This is a genomic window from Acidovorax sp. (genome assembly GCF_046341535.1).
Lineage (GTDB): Bacteria > Pseudomonadota > Gammaproteobacteria > Burkholderiales > Burkholderiaceae_C > Acidovorax.
The window spans coordinates 21,579-39,334 of record NZ_JBKDRI010000012.1 but is presented as its reverse complement, the minus strand read 5'-3'; the positions used below and the strand labels follow the sequence as shown (position 1 = coordinate 39,334).

The following is a 17,756-nucleotide window of genomic DNA, read 5'->3' as shown; positions in this document are numbered from 1 at the left end:
TGGCAATCGTAACGGTTGGAATTGATCTGGCAAAGAGCGTTTTTGCGGTGCATGGTGTGGATGAATGCGGCAAGCCTGCGCTGGTGCGCCCCGAGGTGCCGCGCGGCAAGTTGCTGGAGCTGGTGGCCAAGTTGCCGCCTTGTTTGATTGGCATGGAGGCGTGTAGTGGAGCCCACCACTGGGCGCGTGAGTTTGAGAAGTACGGACACACGGTGCGCTTGATGGCGCCCAAGTTCGTCGCACCCTACCGGATGAGTGGCAAGCGCGGTAAGAACGATGCCGCTGATGCCGCCGCCATCTGCGAAGCCGTCACCCGCCCCAGCATGCGGTTTGTGCCACTCAAAAGTTTGGAGCAACAGTCGCGCCTGTTTGTGCACCGAGCCAGGCAAGGGTATGTGCAGCAGCGCACCGCGCTGATCAACCGCATTCGGGGTTTGTTGTCCGAGCTGGGCATCGTGCTGCCACTCAAAGCCGCCACCGTGCGCCGCGAGGCGCACCAACACCTGGAGGATTTGCCCGGTTGGTGCAACACCGTGGTGGGCGACATGCTCAGTGAGTTGACCCATTTGGATGAACGCATCAAAGAATACGACCAGCACATTGAGCAAGCCGCCAAGGAAGATGTGCAAGCCCGGCAACTGATGCAACTCGGCGGCGTCGGCCCCATCACCGCCAGCGCCATTGTGGCCAGTGTGGGCAAGGGACATGACTTCAGCTGCGGACGCCAGTTCTGCGCCTGGCTGGGTTTGGTGCCCGGGCAATACAGCTCGGGCGGCAAGCAGCGGCTCGGGCGCATCACCAAGGCCGGGGATGCGTACCTGCGAACGCTGCTGATCATGGGTGCCAAGGCGGTGCTGTCGGCTGCCAAGAACAAGGCCGACCCGGTGAGCCGCTGGGCGGTTCAGATTCAAGCGCGGCGGGGGTATTGGAAAGCGGTGGTGGCTGTTGCCGCCAAGAACGCGCGCATGTGCTGGGCGATGTTGCAGCGGGGTGAGAATTTCAAGATGCCCGCATGAATCAAGGTCACTTCATCAAAGCGTTGAAGTGAAGCGTTGATGTCACCGTGTGATGACTTGTCGTTGATGAGTAAAAGGTTTGGACCTGCGCTGGGGAATGCTCGTTTAGCTCAAGGAGGTCAACAGCGCTGAGCAATCAGCCTGAGCCTCGACTAACGAATGGAGCCCCTGGCGCGCGTCTTTCATCAGGGTCCGGTTGCAATCACTGCGCAGCCATCAATGACCGTTTGTAGTTTCGCTATCCACACCCTTTTGCTTGATCGCAGCGACTCGCCGCACCGAAGACATCAGAGGAAAACCGGAATCAATTTCCGTGGTCAATCGCTGAGCGATTCACCACGGCAGGATGATGTTTGACAAAAGTGGGGAAGTCCTTGTAGCCGAGCAAAACGGGATCGTGTTCATTGACGAGATCGACAAGGTCGCCGCGCGCCAGGAAAGCAGTGGTGCCGATGTGTCCCGCCAGGGCGTACAGCGCGACCTGCTGCCGCTGGTGGAGGGCACCACGGTGTCCACCAAGTACGGGATGATCAAGACCGACCACATCCTGTTTATTGCGTCAGGAGCCTTCCACCTGGCCAAGCCCAGCGACCTGATTCCCGAGCTGCAGGGGCGATTCCCGATCCGGGTGGAGCTTGCGTCGCTGTCGGTGCAGGATTTCGAGGCCATCCTCACGCAAACCCATGCCTGCCTCGTCAAGCAATACCAGGCGCTGCTGGCCACAGAGGGCGTCACCCTGCAATTCACCCCCGAGGGCATCACCCGGCTGGCGCGCATTGCGTTCGAGGTCAACGAGCGCACCGAAAACATCGGCGCGCGCCGTCTTTCCACCGTCATGGAGCGACTGCTCGACGAAGTCAGCTTCGATGCAACGCGCCTTGAGTGCCAGACGGTAGTGATCGATGCTGACTACGTAGACGCCCGCCTGGCCACCCTGAGTCAGGACGAGGATCTTTCGCGCTACATCCTGTGACTATTTGGATGGGCCTTGAGAGGTCACTTTCATAGGCTTCTGTAAGTGCTTCTTTTGCAAGGATTTTTGGTGTGCGTCCACTTCCGGATGACGACCTAAGTCCTTGATTTCATTACCAAATTTTGTAGGGCACCCCCCTTGATTGGACACGTTTTCCTGCTACAGTGCAAAAAAGTGCAATTAAGTGGTAAAAAGTGCCTTGATCCCTCCGTTTGGTGGCGTCGAAAGGCCGTAACCAATTGGGGATTCCGTCTGTGTTCCAAGGTGCCTCGTCGCTCAGTCTCGATGCGAAGGGTCGGCTTTCTGTGCCGACCCGGCATCGTGACGTGCTGACGGCCACCGCCGCCGGGCAACTCACGATCACCAAGCACCCCCATGGCTGCCTGATGGTGTTCCCGCGGCCCGAATGGGAAAAGTTTCGCGAACGCATCGCCCAATTGCCCATGTCGGCCCAGTGGTGGAAGCGCATCTTCCTGGGCAACGCGATGGACGTGGAGATGGATTCCACCGGCCGCGTGCTGATCTCGCCGGAGTTGCGAGAGGCGGCCGGTATCAGCCGCGACACCATGCTGCTGGGCATGGGCAACCATTTCGAACTCTGGGACAAGGCCACTTACGACGCGCAGGAGGCGAAGGCCATGCAGGGCGAGATGCCAGATGTCTTCAAGGACTTCTCGTTCTGAGGCGCGTGCAGTGACATCAGACCGACTGCAACACACGACCGTCTTGCTGGACGAAGCCGTCGATGCCCTGCTGGGCGCGGCCGGCCCGCAGCCTGAGGGGACCTGGGTCGATGCGACCTTTGGCCGCGGCGGGCATTCGCGGCTGATCCTGATGCGGCTGGGGCCCGAGGCTCGCCTGGTGGCCTTCGATAAGGACCCAGAAGCCATTGCCGAAGCAGCGCGCATCACCGATGCGCGTTTTTCCATCCGGCATGAAGGATTCCGCCACTTGTCCGAACTGTCTGCGGGCAGCGCCCTGGGGGTGCTGATGGACCTGGGCGTGAGTTCGCCCCAGATCGACAGCCCCGGGCGGGGATTCAGTTTTCGTTTCGACGGCCCGCTGGACATGCGCATGGACACCACGCGCGGAACCAGCGTTGCCGATTGGTTGGCCACGGCCGAGGCCGGTCAGATTGCAGAGGTGATACGTGACTACGGTGAAGAACGGTTTGCTGGCCCCATTGCAAAGGCGATTGTTACTTGGCGCGAAGAACGGGGTCCTCTTGCAACCACCGTCGAACTGGCCGATCTCGTGGCTGGCGCGGTCAAAACCCGCGAGCAGGGCCAGAATCCTGCAACGCGCACATTTCAAGCTCTTCGGATTTTCATCAACGCCGAGCTTGAAGAGCTGCAACAGGCGCTAGAGGCTACCCTGAATGTGCTCGCACCCGGAGGGCGGCTGGTGGTGATCAGCTTTCATTCGCTGGAAGACCGCATCGTCAAGCAGTTCATCGCCAAGCACTCCAAGGAGGTCTACGACCGCCGTGCGCCGTTCGCCGCCCCCCAGGCCATGAAGCTCGTGGCGCTGGACCGGATCAAGCCCAGCGCCGCCGAAGTGGCGGCCAACCCACGCGCGCGCAGCGCCATCATGCGCGTGGCCGAGCGGACCGAGGTGCCGGCATGAGCCGCCGGGCCGCCCCAAGGCGAAATGCGGCCCCCTTGGGGGGCAGCGACGACACGCCAGTGCGGAGCGTGGGGGCTGCTTGCATGAGCCACCGGGCCGCCCCAAGGCGAAATGCGGCCCCCTTGGGGGGCAGCGACGACACGCCAGTGCGGAGCGTGGGGGCTTCTGCATGACCCGCCTGAACATCGTTTTGCTGATGGCCGTGATGGCCAGCGCGCTGTACCTGGTGCATGTGCAGTACGAGTCGCGCCGCCTGTTCACCGAGTTGGATCGCGCCACGGCCGAGGCGGCACGCCTGGAGACGGAACGCCAGCGCCTTCTGGTCGAAAAACGCGCACAGGCTACCCCGTTGCGTGTTGAAAAAATCGCGCGGGCACAGCTCAATATGCGCACAACCACTCCGGCCATCACGCAGTATGTGTCGGACCCGCAGGGCGTGACCAAGGCAGTGCCTGCTGCCGCTGCGCCCGTGGCTGTGCCGCGCCCGAACGGAGCAGTGCAACCGTGAGCCGCAGCGTGGTCTACACCGCCAGCCCCCTGCTGGCCAGCAAAACGCCGTTATGGCGCAGCAAGTTCATTGTGGCTGTGATTGCGCTGGGCTTTCTGGCCCTGGGTGGCCGGGCCGCCTATGTGCAGGTGTTCGGTAACGACTTCTTTCAGCGCCAGGGCGAAGTGCGCTTTGCTCGCACGCTGGAGTTGCCGGCCAACCGCGGCAAGATTCTGGACCGTAACGGTCTGATTCTGGCATCGAGCGTGCCTGCCGCCAGCATCTGGGCCATTCCGGAAGACGTGGAGCAAGAATCGCCCGAGGTCCGCGCCAAGCTCAAGCGGCTGGCCAAGTTGCTGGATATGCCCTTGGCCGACCTGAACAAGAAGCTGGCTGACGAGGACAAAACCTTCGTCTGGATCAAGCGCCAGCTCGACTGGGACGTGGGCCAGCAAATTGCGGCACTCAATATCAAAGGCATCTACCAGCGCAAGGAATACAAGCGCCAGTACCCCGAAGGCGAGGCGGCAGCGCACGTGGTGGGCTTTACCAATGTGGAAGACCAAGGTCAGGAAGGCATCGAACTGGCCTTCAACAAGGAACTGGCAGGCAAGCCCGGATCGCGCCGCGTGATCAAGGATCGCCTGGGCCGCGTGGTCGAGGGCGTGGGCGAAACCGTATCGCCGGTGGACGGCAAGGATCTGCAGCTTTCCATCGACAGCAAGGTGCAATTTTTCGCCTACCAGAAGCTGCGCGACCAGGTGGCGGCGCACAAGGCCAAGGCGGGCAGCGTGGTGGTGCTCGACGCGCACACCGGCGAACTCCTGGCGCTGGCCAACTACCCCAGCTACGTGCCCGACAAGCGCCAGAACCTCACGGGCGAGCAGTTGCGCAACCGCGCGCTCACCGACGTCTTCGAGCCAGGGTCCACCATGAAGCCCTTCACCATCGGGCTGGCGCTTGAAACCGGTCGCGTGAAACCCGAGACGGTGGTGGACACCAACCCGGGTCGCATCACGATCACGGGTTCCACCATTTCCGATACGCATAACTACGGCGTGCTCACGGTCGAAGGCGTCATCCAGAAGTCGAGCAACGTGGGTACCACCAAGCTGGCCATGCAGATGCCGCCGCGCGAGATGTGGGAGACATTCTCCGCCGCCGGGTTCGGGCAGAAGCCCCAGGTGAACTTCCCTGGTGTGGTGACAGGGCGCCTGCGCCCCTACAAAACGTGGCGGCCGGTCGAGCAGGCGACGATGTCGTATGGCTACGGCCTGTCGGCAAGCCTGTTCCAGATGGCGCGGTCGTACACGGTGTTTGCCAATGGCGGTCGCGTCATCCCTGCGACGCTGCTCAAGACCGACGAAGTGGCTGTGGGCGTGCCGGTGTTTTCCGAGCGCACGGCAGACCAGGTGCGCAAGATGCTGCAGATGGCAGCGGGCCCGGGTGGCACGGGCCAGAAGGCGCAGACCTTGGGCTATTCGGTGGGGGGCAAGTCGGGCACGGCACGAAAGCAGGTGGGCAAGAGCTACGCAGCGGGCAAATACCGCGCATGGTTCACGGGCATGGCACCCATCGACAAGCCGCGCATCATCGTCGCCGTGATGATTGATGAGCCCAGCAACGGGGTGTTTTATGGCGGCGCTGTGGCAGCCCCCGTCTTCAGCGAAGTCGTGCAGCAGACGCTGCGCATGATGGGCGTGCAACCCGACATGGCCGTCAAGCCGCAGATTGTGGCCAATGCCGTGGAGGAGTCGCTGTGACGCTGGCTTCTGCCATCACCGTGCTCGGCTCCGCGGGCGCTGCCGTCGATTGGCTGCGCGAGCGCGTCACGGGCACCCTGCAGACCGACAGTCGGATGATCCAGCCCGGAGATGGCTTTATTGCCTGGCCTGGCGCTGCCACCGATGGCAGGGCGCATGTGGCCGATGCCAGGGTGCGTGGGGCCACGGCCTGCCTGGTGGAGCAGTCGGGTATTGAGGCGTTTGGCTTCACGGGCGCGCACATGGCGGCGCTGGACGGCCTGAAGGCAGCCACCGGGCCCATCGCTGCGCAGTGGTTTGGCTCAGCCAGCAGCCGCCTGGATGTGCTCGCCGTCACCGGCACCAACGGCAAGACCAGCACGGCATGGTGGCTGACCGATGCCATCAATTCGCTATCGAAAAATGAGCATTCAGGCTTTAAGGGCTGCGCGCTCGTGGGTACTTTGGGTATGGGTGTGCCGCCTGCGCTCGAATCCACCGGCATGACCACGCCCGACCCGGTGTGCCTGCAGCGGGCGTTCAGCACGTTTGCGGGCAGGGGCTTGTCGGCCTGCGCCATCGAGGCATCGTCCATCGGCCTGGCCGAGGCGCGCCTTGAGGGCACCAAGATCCGTGTGGCCATCTTTACCAACTTCACCCAGGACCACCTCGACTACCACGGCAGCATGGCCGACTACTGGCTGGCCAAGCGGGCGCTGTTTGACTGGTCGGGCCTGCAGGCCGCCGTGATCAACATCGACGACCCGGCCGGTGCGCAGTTGCACGACGAGCTGCGCGATGGCGCGCTCGATCTGTGGTCCGTCTCTGCCCAGGGTGCTGCGCGGGTTGCGGCGCGTGACATCGTGATGGGCGCGCGGGGTCTTCGGTTCGCTGTGGTGGAAGAAGGGGTGGCCCAGCCGCAGTGGCTGCAGACGCAGGTGATTGGCCACTACAACGTGCAAAACCTGCTGTGCGTCATTGCGACACTGCGCAGCCGCGGTGTGCCACTGCCCGCTGCAGTGCAGGCGTGCGCTGGCCTGGAACCCGTGCCGGGCCGCATGCAGTGCCTGGTGGCGCCTGGCCAGCCGCTGGTGGCTGTGGACTACGCGCACACGCCCGACGCACTTGAAAAAGCCTTGCTGGCCCTGCGCCCGCTGGCGCAGCAGCGTGCTGGCGCGCTGTGGTGCATCTTTGGCTGCGGTGGCGACCGCGACGCAGGCAAGCGCCCGTTGATGGGTGCAGCGGCCCAGCAGCATGCCGACCAGGTCGTCGTGACCAGCGACAACCCGCGCAGTGAAGACCCGGCCGCCATCGTCCATCAGGTGCTGCAGGGCACGATTGCAGGCGCGACCGTCCGTGCCGAACTGGACCGCGCCCGCGCCATCGCGCAGGTGGTGGCCATGGCGGCACCACAGGACGTGGTCCTCATCGCCGGCAAGGGCCACGAAGACACCCAGGAAACCGCTGGCGTACGGCAGCCATTCTCGGACCTGGCCCACGCGCAGGCCGCGCTGAACGCACGGGGGGCCACTACATGGGCATAACCCCCAACACACCGATGAGCATGACGACCCTGGGCGAGGCATTTGCCCTGGTGCGCCAGCGTGTCACCGCCGCGCGGCTCGTGGGCGACGGCGCGACGCCCCTGGCGCGTGTGCACACCGATACGCGCAGCCTGCAGCCTGGTGACCTGTTTGTGGCGCTCAAGGGAGAGCGTTTCGACGCCAATGCCTTTTTGGCCGAGGCTCGCGCTGGTGGCGCTGCTGCGGCCATCGCGCATGGCGGGCTGCAGGACGCTGGGCTGGCGGGCATCGAAGTGCCCGACACCCTGGCTGCACTCGGCGCCCTGGCAACGGGCTGGCGCGCTGCGTTGCACCTTCCGGTGATTGGCGTGACGGGCAGCAATGGCAAGACCACGGTGACGCAGATGGTGGCGTCCATCCTCCGGGCGTGGCAGGGCGATGCAGCCTTTGCCACGCAGGGCAATTTCAACAACGACATCGGCGTGCCACTGATGCTGATGCGCCTGCGCGCCGCGCACAAAGCTGCAGTCATCGAGATGGGCATGAACCACCCTGGCGAAATCGCTCGCCTGGCGGCCATGGCCCAGCCCACGGTGGCGCTGGTCAACAACGCGCAGCGCGAGCACTTGGAATTCATGCACACAGTGCAAGCCGTGGCGCGCGAGAACGGCTCGGTGTTTGCCAGCCTGCCCCAAGATGGGGTGGCGGTGTTCCCGGCGGGTGATGAATACACCGCGCTTTGGCGTGGCCTGGCGCAGGGCCGTCGCTGCATGACGTTCGGCGCGGATGGCGACGTGACCTGCCGCAGTGCGGTGTGGACGGGCGGCGCCTGGGCCGCCACGCTGGGCACGCCGCAGGGCGAAGTAGTCGTGCGCCTGCACATCGCTGGCCGCCATAACGTGACCAACGCCCTGGCCGCGGCTGCGTGCGCGCTGGCCGCAGGTGCGCCGCTGTCCGCGGTTGTCCAGGGGCTGGCCAGCTTTGTACCCGTCAAGGGCCGCTCCCGCGCTTTCACGGTGCAGTGCGCAGGCCGCGAAATCCCGGTGGTGGACGACACCTACAACGCCAACCCAGACTCCATGCGTGCTGCGATCGACGTGCTGGCCGAGTTGCCCGCACCGCAGCTGCTGGTCATCGGAGACATGGGGGAGGTCGGTGACCAGGGCCCGCAGTTCCATGCTGAGGCCGGTGCCCATGCGCGCGCCGCAGGCATCGCTCAGTTGTTTACGCTGGGTGCTTTGTCAGCCCACGCCGCAGCCGCTTTCGGGGACGCCCGGCATTTCGACGACATCCATGCGCTGCAGCTGGCAGTCAAGCAAGCGCTGCCCAATGTGGGAAGTGTGCTGGTCAAGGGCTCGCGTTTCATGGCGATGGAGCGGGTCGTGGAGGCCATCACAGCATCTGCGGCGCAGCCACAGGCTCGCAAGGTGGACGACCAGAACAACAAGCAAAACGACACGCTGGAGGGGGGCGATGGTGCAACTCACTGATAAACAAGGTGCCGGCGCGGTGATGTCGGCCCTGCGAGGTGGCGCATGCTGCTGATATTGACGCAATGGCTGCAGGGGCTGTCGCCGGAGCTCGGGTTTCTTCGCGTGTTCCAGTACATCACGTTCCGAGCGCTGATGGCCGCGGTGACCGCGTTGCTCATCGGCCTCGTAGCTGGTCCGAAAGTGATCCGTGTGCTCACGTCGCTCAAGATCGGCCAGCCCATCCGCGGCTATGCCATGCAAACGCATCTGTCCAAAAGCGGCACGCCCACCATGGGCGGCGTGCTTATTCTGCTGTCGATCGCCATCTCGACCCTGCTCTGGTTTGACCTGTCCAACCGCTTTGTGTGGATCGTGCTACTGGTGACGCTGGGATTCGGTGCCATCGGCTGGGTGGACGACTGGCGCAAGGTGGTCAACAAGGACCCCGAGGGCATGCGCTCGCGCGAAAAGTATCTCTGGCAGTCGGTCATTGGGCTGATCGCTGCGCTGTACCTGGTGTTCAGTATTTCCGAGAACTCCAACGCACGCGTCTTCGAGCTTTTCGTGAGCTGGGTGCAGTCGGGCTTCTCGCTGGACCTGCCGCCCAAGGCGGGCCTGCAAGTGCCGTTCTTCAAGGAGATCAGCTACCCGCTGGGCGTGCTGGGATTCGTCATCCTGACCTACCTGGTCATCGTGGGCTCCAGCAATGCGGTGAATCTGACCGACGGCCTCGATGGTCTGGCCATCATGCCGGTGGTCATGGTGGGCTCGGCCCTGGGAGTGTTTGCCTACGTCACCGGAAGTTCCGTGTACTCCAGGTACCTGTTCTTCCCCCATATCCCCGGATCGGGCGAGCTGCTGATTTTTTGCGCTGCCATGGCAGGCGCGGGCCTGGCGTTCCTGTGGTTCAACGCGCATCCGGCGCAGGTGTTCATGGGGGATGTGGGGGCGCTCGCACTGGGCGCGGCCCTGGGCACCATTGCCGTGATCGTGCGCCAGGAGATCGTGCTCGCCATCATGGGCGGCATTTTCGTGGTCGAGGCGCTTTCGGTGATGCTGCAAGTCATGTGGTTCAAGTACACCAAACGCCGTTACGGAGAAGGTCGCCGCCTGCTCAAGATGGCGCCCTTGCATCACCACTTTGAAAAGAGCGGTTGGAAGGAAACGCAAGTGGTGGTGCGTTTTTGGATCATCACCATGCTGCTGTGCCTGGTGGGGCTGTCCACCCTGAAACTGCGATGAACGACAGCGAATTCCACCCGCTTGCCAACCCTTTGGGCACGGCCGCGCCCGAAGGCGTCGTCACGCCTGCGCCTGCCGCCGCCGAGACGGGTGAGCGGCTTCGCGCAGTCGATGGCGCTGCGGTGGGTATGGTTGCCGCGCAGCCCAAACCCCCGGTGACCGATGCAACGACCGCGATGGCCCACACGCAGCTGACCGCCGCCCGGGATGCGGCCGCGTTTGTGGCGCAGATCTTTGCCGAGGTCTCTGCGCCCGAACCGACGACCACCGCGCAGGTGCTGGCAGGTGGCGACGCGGCCGCCCAACAAGACGCGGCGTCCGATGCACCCGGGCAACCAGACGGCCGCCCCGGTGAGGGCATCGCCCCGCTGCATGGGCAGAACATCCTCATTCTCGGCCTGGGTGCCTCAGGCCTGGCGATGGCGCGCTGGTGCGTGCGCTGTGGCGCCCGGCTGGTCACGGTCGCCGACACCCGGGCAGCGCCGCCCCAACTTCCGGCCCTTGAGCAGGAACTGCCCCAGGTGCGGTTCGTTTCGGGCGCGTTGGACGCTGCGCTGGTGCAAGGACAAGAACTGCACGCCGTCTACCGCTCGCCAGGCCTCAGCCCTGCTGTGATTGCGCCTGTCGTGCTGACGGCCCGTGCTGACGGGGCCAGCGTTGGGGGTGAATTGAGTCTGTTTTCAGCGGGGCTTGCCGTCCTGCGCGCAGCGCATGGCTACGCCCCCATGGTTCTGGCGATCACGGGCACCAACGGCAAGACCACGGTGACATCGCTCACCGGCCAGTTGGTGGAGCGCTCGGGCAAGCGTGTGGCGGTGGCGGGCAACATCGGCCCCACGCTGCTCGACACTTTGGCTTCGCACATCGACGCGGGCTCGCTTCCAGATGTGTGGGTGCTGGAGCTGTCGAGCTTCCAGCTCGACGATGTCACCGGCTTCGAACCCACCGCAGCCACCGTGCTCAACATCACGCAGGACCACCTGGACTGGCACGGCGACATGGCGGCCTACGCCAGCGCCAAGGCGCACATCTTCGGCGAAACCGGCCTCATGATCCTCAATCGCGACGACCCGGAGGTCATGCGCATGCTGCCGCCGCCCGGCCGCCCGAAGGCGGCAGCGGCCCCCTCGGGGGGCAGCGCAGCACACGAAGTGGCAAGCGTGGGGGTTCAGAGCATACCGCCGCCCGGCCGCCCGAAGGCGGCAGCGGCCCCCCCGGGGGGCAGCGCAGCACACGAAGTGGCAAGCGTGGGGGGCAACACTTCATCGGCCCCGGCGAAAGGCCGGCTCACCAAGCCGCAGGTGCGCGAGCACGTCACCTTCGGGGCCGACATGCCGCGCCGCCCCGGCGACTTTGGCATCGAAGTGGTCAGCGGAATGCCGTGGCTGGTGCGTGCGCTGGCTGCTGACGAAACCCGCAAGCGCGGCCGCCAGACCCAGGACGAAGACCTTCACATCCAGCGCCTGATGCCCGCAGATGCGCTGCGTATCCGTGGCCGCCACAATGCCGTCAATGCCCTGGCAGCACTGGCGCTGGCGTCCGCCGCCGGCTGTACGCTGGCGCACATGCTGTACGGCCTTCGTGAATACCGGGGGGAGCCGCACCGCGTCGAGCCTGTGGCCATCGTCGATGGTGTGGAGTATTTTGACGACAGCAAGGGCACCAACGTGGGTGCCACCGTGGCGGCGGTGACCGGTCTGGGCGCCGAGCGCCGCGTGGTGGTGATTCTCGGCGGAGAAGGCAAGGGCCAGGACTTTTCGCCGCTGGCTGCGCCCGTGGCGCGCTTTGCAAGGGCCGTGGTGCTCATCGGCCGCGATGCGCCCCTGATTCGCGCCGCGCTGGCCGATGCCGGAGTGGCCCTGTTCGATGCTGCCACGTTGCCCCAGGCGGTGAACCTTGCGGCTCAGCGCGCCCATGCGGGCGATGCCGTGCTGCTGTCACCTGCCTGTGCCAGCTTTGACATGTTCCGTGACTACGAGCACCGCGCCCAGGTGTTCGGCGAAGCCGTGCGCAGCCTGGCCGATGACGCAGGCGTGTCGCTGGAGGGCATGGCGTGACCCGCCCCGTCCGGCAAGGTGGTTTCCGGCAACGCGCCAGCGCGTGGTTTCCGATGCTGGCCGGCAAGGGCACGGTGGTGCTGCCGGTGCGTGTGGGTGGCACCGAGTACCGTCGCCCCACGGACACCACGCCCGCCAGTGTTCTGGGCTTTGACCAGGCGCTGCTGTGGGTGGTGGTTGCGCTGCTGACCTGGGGCCTGGTGATGGTGTATTCCGCATCGATTGCCATGCCGGACAACCCCCGGTTTGCGAGCTATGCCTCGACGCATTTCCTGGCCCGCCATGCCATGTACATCACGATCGGCTTTGTGGTGGCGTTGCTGGCTTTCCAGGTACCGATGGCGCTGTGGGAGCGTGCGGCCCCCTGGCTGTTTGTATTGGCCCTGCTGCTGCTTGCTGCCGTGCTGATCCCCGGGCTCGGAAAGATGGTCAACGGAGCGCGCCGCTGGTTGTCCATTGGCCCCATTGGCTTTCAGCCCTCGGAGGTGGCCAAGTTTGCGGTGCTCATCTATGCCGCCGACTACATGGTGCGCAAGATGGAGGTCAAAGAGCGGTTCTTTCGCGCCGTGCTCCCCATGGGCGCGGCAGTCGGCATCGTGGGCGTGCTGCTGCTGGCCGAGCCCGACATGGGTGCGTTCATGGTGGTGGCTGTGATCGCCATGGGCATCCTCTTCCTCGGCGGGGTCAATGCCCGTATGTTCTTCCTGATCGCCGGTGTGCTGGTCGGTGCCTTCGCGCTGATGATCGCCAGCTCGCCCTGGCGCCGCGAGCGCGTGTTTGCCTACCTTGACCCGTTCAGCGAAGCACATGCCCTGGGCAAGGGCTACCAGCTCTCGCACTCGCTGATTGCAATTGGTCGCGGCGAGGTTTTTGGCGTGGGATTGGGCGGCAGCGTCGAGAAACTGCACTGGCTGCCGGAGGCCCATACAGACTTCCTGCTGGCCGTCATCGGTGAAGAGTTTGGCCTGGTCGGCGTGCTCGCGCTGATCGTTCTGTTTCTGTGGATGACCCGCCGCATCATGCACATCGGCCGCCAGGCCATTGCGCTGGATCGCGTTTTCTCGGGTCTGGTAGCGCAGGGCGTCGCCATCTGGATCGGTTTTCAGGCGTTCATCAACATGGGTGTGAACCTGGGCGCGCTACCGACCAAGGGGCTCACGCTGCCGCTCATGAGCTTCGGTGGTTCGGCGATCTTGATGAATCTTGTCGCATTGGCGGTCGTGCTGCGTGTGGACTATGAAAACAAGCTGCTGATGCGCGGAGGTCGCGTATGACGCAGAAAACCGCTTTGATCATGGCTGGTGGCACGGGTGGTCACATCTTCCCGGGGCTGGCTGTGGCCGAGGAGTTGCGCACGCGCGGCTGGCGCGTGCATTGGCTGGGCGCACCCGGCAGCATGGAGTCACGCATTGTTCCCGCCCATGGTTTCCCGCTGGAGCTGATTGACTTCGCTGGCGTGCGCGGCAAGGGCATCGTCACGCTGGCCTTGTTGCCGCTGCGCCTGCTGCGCGCCTTCTGGCAGGCCCTGCGCGTCGTGCGCCGCGTCCGGCCCGATGTGCTGGTGGGCTTGGGCGGCTACATCACTTTTCCGGGCGGGATGATGGGCGTCCTGGCGGGCAGGCCGCTGGTGTTGCACGAGCAAAACTCGGTCGCCGGGATGGCCAACAAGGTGCTGTCCGGGGTGGCCGACCGCGTGTTCACCGCTTTCCCCCAAGTGTTCGCCAAGGGCCAGTGGGTGGGCAACCCGCTGCGAAAGGCGTTCACCCAGCAACCAGGCCCTGCCGAGCGCTTTGCCGGACGCAGCGGCCCGCTGCGCCTGCTGGTGGTGGGCGGCAGCCTGGGGGCCCGCGCGCTCAACGAGATAGTTCCCAAGGCCATCGCACTGATGCCCGCGGACAAGCGCCCCGTGGTGCTGCACCAGAGCGGCGCCGCACAGATCGATGCGCTGCGCGCCAACTACGCCGCTGCGGGGGTGCAAGCCGAATGCACGCCGTTCATCGACGACACCGCGAGCGCCTTTGCCGATGCCGACATCATCGTCTGCCGCGCCGGCGCCAGCACGGTGACCGAAATCGCTGCAGTGGGCGCTGCCGCGCTGTTCGTGCCTTTCCCCTCGGCGGTGGACGACCACCAGACCACCAATGCCCAATTTCTTGTCAACGCGGGGGGCGGATGGATCACCCAGCAGCGCGACCTCACACCCCAAGGCCTGTCGCAGATGCTATTGAATATGGAGCGCTCCACGCTGCTGGACAAAGCGCTCAAAGCGAAAGAAATGCAAAAAATCAATGCCACCCGCGAAGTGGTGACTGCCTGCGAGGAGTTGGCATGAAACACGCGATCCGCCACATTCATTTCGTGGGCCTGGGCGGCGCCGGTATGAGCGGTATCGCCGAGGTGCTGTTCAACTTGGGCTACCGCATCTCTGGCTCCGACCTGGTCGACAGTGCCACGCTGCGCCGGCTGGAGGGTCTGGGTATCAAGACCTGCCTGGGTCACGCAGCAGCGCACATTGAAGACGCCGATGCGGTGGTCACATCCACCGCGGTCACCCCTGACAACCCCGAAGTGCTGGCCGCGCGCGACCGGAAAATCCCGGTGGTGCCGCGCGCGCTGATGCTGGCCGAACTGATGCGTCTTAAGCAAGGCATCGCCATCGCGGGCACGCACGGCAAGACGACGACAACCAGCCTGGTGACCAGCGTGCTGGCGGAGGCCGGGCTCGATCCGACCTTTGTCATCGGCGGCAAGCTCAACAGTGCGGGGGCCAACGCCAAGCTGGGTAGCGGCGAATACATCGTGGTTGAGGCCGACGAGTCCGACGCCTCGTTCCTGAACCTGCTGCCGGTGATGGCCGTGGTGACCAACATCGACGCCGACCACATGGAAACCTACGGGCACGACTTCAGCCGGCTCAAGGGCGCCTTTGTGGACTTCCTGCATCGCATGCCGTTTTATGGCACGGCGGTGCTTTGCGTGGACAGCCCGGCGGTGCGCGACATCCTGCAAAGCGTGACCTGCCCGATCACCAGCTACGGCTTTTCCGAAGACGCGCAGGTGCGCGCCATCAACGTGCGGGCTGAGGCTGGACAGATGCACTTCACGGTGCAGCGCCGCAACGGCGTGACCCTGCCTGACATGGACATCGTGTTGAACCTGGCAGGCGAGCACAACGTGCTGAACGCGCTGTCGGCCATTGCGGTGGCGGTGGAGCTGAACATCCCCGACGCAGCCGTGCAGCGTGCGCTGGCAAGCTTCAAGGGCGTAGGCAGGCGCTTCCAGCGCTACGGCGAACTGCGCGCCAAGGCGGGCGGCCAGTTCACGGTGATTGACGACTACGGCCACCACCCGGTCGAGATGGCGGCCACGCTGGCGGCGGCGCGTGGTGCGTTCCCGGGCCGGCGCCTGGTGCTGGCGTTCCAGCCCCACCGCTACAGCCGCACGCGCGACTGCTTCGAGGATTTCGTCAAGGTGATTGGCACCGCAGACGCCGTGCTGCTGACCGAGGTGTACGCCGCTGGCGAAGCGCCAGTGGTGGCAGCCGACGGCCGTTCGCTGACGCGCGCCCTGCGCGTGGCGGGCCGTGTGGAGCCCGTGTTTGTGGACAACGTGGCTGACCTGCCGCAGGCCATCTTCGACAACGCACGCGATGGCGATGTGGTCATGTGCATGGGCGCAGGCTCCATCGGCGCTGTGCCCGGGAAGCTGGTCGAGATGCTACAAAATAGTGAGCTTCAAGCGCCTGAAGGGAGCGCGCCATGACCCTTCCAGAAAGCAATATTGACATCAAGGCCCTGGGCAAGGTCGCCGTGCTGATGGGCGGCGACTCGGCCGAGCGAGAGGTATCGCTCATGTCCGGCAGCGGCGTGCTGCAGGCGCTGCGGGCCAGCGGCGTGGATGCGCACGCCTTCGACCCCGCCAGCCATGCGTTGAGCGACCTCAAGCGCGATGGCTACGCCCGCTGCTTCATCGCATTGCATGGCCGCCACGGAGAAGACGGCACCGTACAGGGCGCACTGGAGCTGCTGGGTATTCCGTACACGGGCTCCGGGGTGATGGCGTCAGCCATTGCCATGGACAAGGTCATGACCAAGCGCGTGTGGTTGGCCGAGGGCCTGCCCACCCCGCGCTATGTGTGGCTGGCACCCGACCAGCAGCAGCCCGAGGTCGTGCGCGCAGTGCCCGAGCAACTGGGGCTTCCGCTGATCGTCAAGCCCCCGCGCGAGGGCTCGTCCATCGGCGTGACCAAGGTACGCGGCCCTTCGGATATTCAGGGCGCAGTGGAGACGTCTGCCCGCTACGACCCTGACGTGCTGTGCGAAGAATTCATCGACGGCGAGGAGGTCACCTGCCCGGTGCTGGGGCATGGCGCGCAGGCGTATGCACTGCCGGTAATCCGCATCGTTGCCCCCGATGGCGCCTACGACTACCAGCACAAGTATTTCACCGACGACGTGAAATACCAGTGCCCAAGCGGCCTGCCGGATGCGGAGGAACGCGAGATCCAGCGCATCGTGCTGCAGGCGTATCGCGCGCTGGGATGCCGTGGCTGGGGCCGTGCCGACCTGATGATCCGCGCCCGTGACCGCAAGCCCTTCCTGCTGGAGATGAACACATCGCCCGGCATGACCGGGCATTCGCTGGTGCCCATGGCCGCGCGCGCTGCGGGCATCAGCTACGAAGCGCTGTGCCTGCATATCCTGGCCAGCGCAACGCTGGACGCGCCGCGCCGTGATGCCGCAGTGCCGGGAGTCGCACACCCATGACCGCCACGTTGCCTGCACCGCTGGACGTCAAGCTCATGAACCTGACCGCTTCGGTTCTGTTCGCGGGCTGCGTCCTGTTCGTGCTGGCGGCTGGTGTCTGGTGGGTGCTGCGTTATCCCGGTTTCGCCATCACGCGCATCGTGGTGGAGGGCGACCTGGTGCACAACAACGCGATCACGCTGCGGGCCAACGTCGGGCCGCACCTGGCGGGCAACTTTTTCACCGTGGACTTGCGGGCCGCGCGCGATGCGTTCGAGCAGGTGCCCTGGGTGCGCCGCGCTGAAGTGCGCCGGGTCTATCCGGGCAGCCTGGCGGTTGAGCTGCAGGAGCACGAAGCGGTGGCCTACTGGGGCTCCGAGTCGGGCGGGGCGCTGGTCAACCGCTTTGGCGAGGTGTTCGAGGCCAATACCGGAGATGTGGAGCAGGACGGCCTGCCGCGCCTGCTCGGCCCGGCTGGGAGTGCCTTGGAGGTTCTGCAGATGCACGAATTGCTCCGCCCGGTGTTCAAGCCGTTGGGTGTGGAGGTCGAGATGCTCGAACTCAAAGGCCGCGGTGGTTGGCGTGCCACGCTGGATACCGATGCCGTGCTGGAGCTGGGCGGCGGAACGCCGCAGGAGGTGGTGCAACGCACGCAGCGCTTCGCGCGCACGCTTCCCCAGGTGGCCGCGCAGTACGGTCGCCGGGTGGATTGGCTGGAGTCGGCCGACCTGCGCCATGCCGGTGGCTACGCACTGCGCATGCGCGGTGTCACCACCGTGGTCGTGGGCGACGCGCCAGCGCCAGCGACTGCAGGACGCAGGAGGTGAAGGCAATGGGACAACGCGCAATGCAGGCAGGCAAGAGGGCCGGGAA

Annotated in this window: 15 protein-coding genes; all 15 read left to right on the top strand. The window is 65.1% G+C overall.

Features of this window, described 5'->3' with window-relative positions; translation table 11 throughout:
• The first annotated feature begins 5 nt into the window (after positions 1–5).
• The 15 genes from ACK543_RS00765 to ACK543_RS00695 all read left to right on the top strand — a co-directional run bounded on the left by ACK543_RS00765 (position 6) and on the right by ACK543_RS00695 (position 17,710).
• Positions 6–1,016 (top strand): IS110 family transposase, encoded by a 1,011-nt coding sequence (locus ACK543_RS00765; protein ID WP_409940975.1) that lies wholly within the window; start codon positions 6–8, stop codon positions 1,014–1,016.
• Positions 1,017–1,347: 331 nt separating this feature from the next.
• Complete coding sequence (locus tag ACK543_RS00760; protein WP_409940974.1) at positions 1,348–1,989, top strand: AAA family ATPase; 642 nt, start codon at positions 1,348–1,350, stop codon at positions 1,987–1,989.
• Between the two features lie 254 nt (positions 1,990–2,243).
• Positions 2,244–2,672 carry a division/cell wall cluster transcriptional repressor MraZ gene (mraZ, locus tag ACK543_RS00755; protein WP_409940969.1) on the top strand — a complete coding sequence of 143 codons (429 nt, stop codon included), beginning with the start codon at positions 2,244–2,246 and terminating at the stop codon, positions 2,670–2,672.
• 10 nt (positions 2,673–2,682) lie between these two features.
• Positions 2,683–3,615, top strand: a complete 933-nt coding sequence (rsmH, locus tag ACK543_RS00750) for a 16S rRNA (cytosine(1402)-N(4))-methyltransferase RsmH (protein ID WP_409940968.1) — start codon at positions 2,683–2,685, stop codon at positions 3,613–3,615.
• A gap of 169 nt (positions 3,616–3,784) precedes the next feature.
• Positions 3,785–4,123, top strand: a complete 339-nt coding sequence (gene ftsL, locus ACK543_RS00745; protein WP_409940967.1) for a cell division protein FtsL — start codon at positions 3,785–3,787, stop codon at positions 4,121–4,123.
• Positions 4,120–5,865 carry a peptidoglycan D,D-transpeptidase FtsI family protein gene (locus ACK543_RS00740; protein ID WP_409940966.1) on the top strand — a complete coding sequence of 582 codons (1,746 nt, stop codon included), beginning with the start codon at positions 4,120–4,122 and terminating at the stop codon, positions 5,863–5,865. Before ftsL ends, ACK543_RS00740 begins: the two co-directional genes overlap by 4 nt.
• A complete protein-coding gene (locus ACK543_RS00735; RefSeq protein ID WP_409940965.1) occupies positions 5,862–7,388 on the top strand; it encodes a UDP-N-acetylmuramoyl-L-alanyl-D-glutamate--2,6-diaminopimelate ligase in 1,527 nt (508 codons plus the stop codon). Before ACK543_RS00740 ends, ACK543_RS00735 begins: the two co-directional genes overlap by 4 nt.
• A gap of 14 nt (positions 7,389–7,402) precedes the next feature.
• On the top strand, positions 7,403–8,857 hold the full coding sequence (gene murF / locus ACK543_RS00730) for a UDP-N-acetylmuramoyl-tripeptide--D-alanyl-D-alanine ligase (RefSeq protein ID WP_409940964.1): 1,455 nt from the start codon (positions 7,403–7,405) through the stop codon (positions 8,855–8,857).
• A gap of 45 nt (positions 8,858–8,902) precedes the next feature.
• On the top strand, positions 8,903–10,081 hold the full coding sequence (gene mraY / locus ACK543_RS00725; RefSeq protein ID WP_409940963.1) for a phospho-N-acetylmuramoyl-pentapeptide-transferase: 1,179 nt from the start codon (positions 8,903–8,905) through the stop codon (positions 10,079–10,081).
• On the top strand, positions 10,078–12,138 hold the full coding sequence (murD, locus tag ACK543_RS00720; protein ID WP_409940962.1) for a Mur ligase family protein: 2,061 nt from the start codon (positions 10,078–10,080) through the stop codon (positions 12,136–12,138). Before mraY ends, murD begins: the two co-directional genes overlap by 4 nt.
• Before the next feature lie 53 nt (positions 12,139–12,191).
• Positions 12,192–13,412 carry a putative lipid II flippase FtsW gene (ftsW, locus tag ACK543_RS00715; protein ID WP_409940973.1) on the top strand — a complete coding sequence of 407 codons (1,221 nt, stop codon included), beginning with the start codon at positions 12,192–12,194 and terminating at the stop codon, positions 13,410–13,412.
• Positions 13,409–14,470 carry an undecaprenyldiphospho-muramoylpentapeptide beta-N-acetylglucosaminyltransferase gene (murG, locus tag ACK543_RS00710; protein ID WP_409940961.1) on the top strand — a complete coding sequence of 354 codons (1,062 nt, stop codon included), beginning with the start codon at positions 13,409–13,411 and terminating at the stop codon, positions 14,468–14,470. Before ftsW ends, murG begins: the two co-directional genes overlap by 4 nt.
• Positions 14,467–15,900 carry a UDP-N-acetylmuramate--L-alanine ligase gene (gene murC, locus ACK543_RS00705; RefSeq protein WP_409940960.1) on the top strand — a complete coding sequence of 478 codons (1,434 nt, stop codon included), beginning with the start codon at positions 14,467–14,469 and terminating at the stop codon, positions 15,898–15,900. Before murG ends, murC begins: the two co-directional genes overlap by 4 nt.
• Positions 15,897–16,904: a D-alanine--D-alanine ligase gene (locus tag ACK543_RS00700; protein WP_409940959.1), complete on the top strand. Its 1,008-nt coding sequence runs from the start codon at positions 15,897–15,899 to the stop codon at positions 16,902–16,904. Before murC ends, ACK543_RS00700 begins: the two co-directional genes overlap by 4 nt.
• Complete coding sequence (locus ACK543_RS00695) at positions 16,901–17,710, top strand: cell division protein FtsQ/DivIB (protein ID WP_409940958.1); 810 nt, start codon at positions 16,901–16,903, stop codon at positions 17,708–17,710. The genes ACK543_RS00700 and ACK543_RS00695 overlap by 4 nt, the downstream gene beginning before the upstream one ends.
• The last annotated feature ends 46 nt before the right edge of the window (positions 17,711–17,756 follow it).

Coding starts and splice junctions, on each gene's coding strand:
- ftsW (WP_409940973.1), top strand. CDS start 12,192: ATGCTGGCCGGCAAGGGCACGGTGGTGCTGCCGGTGCGTGTGGGTGGC.
- murC (WP_409940960.1), top strand. CDS start 14,467: ATGAAACACGCGATCCGCCACATTCATTTCGTGGGCCTGGGCGGCGCC.
- murD (WP_409940962.1), top strand. CDS start 10,078: ATGAACGACAGCGAATTCCACCCGCTTGCCAACCCTTTGGGCACGGCC.
- murF (WP_409940964.1), top strand. CDS start 7,403: ATGAGCATGACGACCCTGGGCGAGGCATTTGCCCTGGTGCGCCAGCGT.
- ftsL (WP_409940967.1), top strand. CDS start 3,785: ATGACCCGCCTGAACATCGTTTTGCTGATGGCCGTGATGGCCAGCGCG.
- ACK543_RS00695 (WP_409940958.1), top strand. CDS start 16,901: ATGACCGCCACGTTGCCTGCACCGCTGGACGTCAAGCTCATGAACCTG.
- ACK543_RS00700 (WP_409940959.1), top strand. CDS start 15,897: ATGACCCTTCCAGAAAGCAATATTGACATCAAGGCCCTGGGCAAGGTC.
- murG (WP_409940961.1), top strand. CDS start 13,409: ATGACGCAGAAAACCGCTTTGATCATGGCTGGTGGCACGGGTGGTCAC.
- mraY (WP_409940963.1), top strand. CDS start 8,903: ATGCTGCTGATATTGACGCAATGGCTGCAGGGGCTGTCGCCGGAGCTC.